Source organism: Paracoccus sp. DMF, assembly GCF_004407025.1.
In the GTDB taxonomy this organism is placed as follows: Bacteria; Pseudomonadota; Alphaproteobacteria; order Rhodobacterales; family Rhodobacteraceae; genus Paracoccus; species Paracoccus aminovorans_B.
This window is the reverse complement of record NZ_SOKV02000110.1, coordinates 1-2,368: the sequence shown is the minus strand read 5'-3', so window position 1 is coordinate 2,368 and position 2,368 is coordinate 1. Positions and strand designations below refer to the sequence as shown.

Genomic DNA, 2,368 nt, shown 5'->3' with positions numbered 1-2,368 from the left:
ATCAGCCTCCGGCAAACCCGGCGCGGTTCAGAAGGTCCGCGCGACGATGGGCACGCCGGATCGGGCTTCGACCCGTTCCGACATTTCCTCGGCCGCATTCTTCGCGAAGGCCAGAAGCAGGATTTCCTCCGGCTGGCGGATGCCCGCCTTGACCAGATAGGCTGCCTTGGCGGTGATGACGCTGGTCTTTCCGGATCCCGCCCCGGCAAGGACCAGAGTCGCATCCTCGTCGACGACAACCGAAAGGCGCTGTTCCGGGGTCAGCGGCTTGCTTTCGATAGTGTCGAAGAACTCCTTCCAACGGTCCAGTTCGGCCGTGACGAAGGCGGCGATGGCATTCGCCCGTGCTGATCGCGGGTCGGCGGCGAATTTTCGGACCGGTGCGATGCGCGCCGCGACCTCTGGACCGATGGCCTCGGCATTCAGCTTTGACAGAAGCGATGCATCCAGAGCCTTGGCGTCATCCAAGAGCGGCGCGATCTTGCACGCCGAGGGATAGTGCGGCGGTGCCGCTAGTCTCAGCACCCCGGCAAGAACTCTGTCCAGCCGCGCCGCTTCCTTCTCAAGGGCTGCGAGATTGACGCGCGTCCAGGCTTCCTTGACCTCTTCCGCGAACTCCCTGGCTGCGACGTGCCCCGCCCCCTTCAGCGTGACATTGTTATGCTCCTGCGACTTTAAGGTCAGCGCAGTTCCGAGCATCCCTTTCCGGAGAACTGGTGCACGGGTCAGCGCCTGCAGTGACACGGTCGCAACCTGACCGCGTCGCGTGATCCTGATGTGATCCCCGTCTAGCGCCATGGCACGAGCAGACATCCCGAAGGGGTCAATCAGGAAACCAAGCAAAGGGCGTTGTTGCAGTCGAATCAATGAACTGGGCCTCGTCGTCGCGTCCTGTCAGCTTGTGCTGCGACCGGCTTGAACTGCAACTGGCGAGTGCACAGACCGTGGTTGGGAGTTCTACAGCTTCATTGGCCGACAAGCGACGAAACCACGCGTTCGTGTCGTGCGGAGATTAGCTCCCACATTCTCCGCATATCTTGCGGTGTTTTTCCTTGCGCTTGCGGAGAATGCGGCCCACAATCGCCGCACTTAGCGCGGAGAATGTCGTGTACATCTGGGAACAAACAGACTGGCCCAGGCTAACCTGGCAGGACGGCAGCATTGCTGCGCCCCTGGCTGCAGTGCGTCACGACCAGGGGCGACTGATAGGCCGGATGGAAGCGCTGGGCTTCAAGCTACGCGAGGAGGCGGTCCTGCAGACCCTGACGCAGGACGTCGTCAAGACAAGCGAGATCGAGGGCGAACAGCTGGACGCCACTCAGGTGCGGTCATCCCTCGCCCGACGGCTTGGCATCGACATCGGCGCCCTGCCTCCGACCGATCGCAATGTGGAAGGCATTGTTGAGGTGATGCTGGACGCAACGCGGAACTTTCAGGCCCCGCTCACCGCCGAGCGCCTTTTCGGCTGGCATTCGGCTTTGTTCCCCACCGGACGCAGCGGCATGACGAAGATCATCGTCGGCGATTGGCGTGATGACAGCACCGGCCCGATGCAGGTGGTGTCCGGGCCCTTTGGCCGGGAGAGAGTCCACTACTCCGCCCCACCCGCACCGCGGGTCGTGGCGGAGATGGAAGCCTTCCTCACATGGTTCAACGCACCGCTGGCCACCGACCCTGTGATCAAGGCGGCGCTGGCGCATCTGTGGTTTGTGACGATCCACCCCTTCGAGGACGGCAACGGCCGCATCGCCCGCGCCATCGCCGACCTGGCGCTTGCCCGTTCGGAGGGAAGCTCGCAGCGGTTCTACAGCATGTCCGCGCAGATCAGGACCGAGCGGAACGCCTACTACGAGCAGCTCGAGCGCACTCAGAAGGGGGGCACGGACGTCACATCATGGCTCCTGTGGTTCCTTAACTGCCTCGGCCGCGCGGTTCACGGTGCCGACGGCGTCTTGGCTGCGGTCGTCGCCAAGGGGCAGTTCTGGGAACGCACTGCGGCGCTGGCGCTGAACGAACGTCAGATCAAGGTGCTGAACCGCTTGCTTGATGGGTTCGAGGGCAAGATGACCTCTTCGAAGTGGGCCATCATCGCCAAGTGCTCGCAGGACACTGCGAACCGTGACATCACGGCTCTACTGGACCTCGGTCTGCTGCGGAAGGGCGAAGGCGGCGGCCGCAGCACGCACTATGAGTTGGTGCTGTGACGGTACTGGCGGCGATTATTCGCCCCGTCGAAGGGGGGGGCTCGTAAAACGTTGACCAGGTGTTGACAAGAATTTGGAATGACAAAAGCCGAGCGTTATGCTCGGCTTTGAAGTCTTTGATAACACTGGTATTTTTGGTTGCGGGGGCAGGATTTGAACCTGCG

The 2,368-nt window shown here is 62.4% G+C and carries 2 protein-coding genes; one reads left to right on the top strand and one right to left on the bottom strand.

What is annotated here, in order from left to right; translation table 11 throughout:
* Window positions 1–27 precede the first annotated feature (27 nt).
* Window positions 28–867, bottom strand: a complete 840-nt coding sequence (locus E3D03_RS20450) for a UvrD-helicase domain-containing protein (protein WP_263568477.1) — start codon at window positions 865–867, stop codon at window positions 28–30.
* A gap of 239 nt (window positions 868–1,106) precedes the next feature.
* Between E3D03_RS20450 and E3D03_RS20445 the strand changes: the two genes are divergently transcribed.
* Window positions 1,107–2,204, top strand: a complete 1,098-nt coding sequence (locus E3D03_RS20445) for a Fic family protein (protein WP_263568476.1) — start codon at window positions 1,107–1,109, stop codon at window positions 2,202–2,204.
* The last annotated feature ends 164 nt before the right edge of the window (window positions 2,205–2,368 follow it).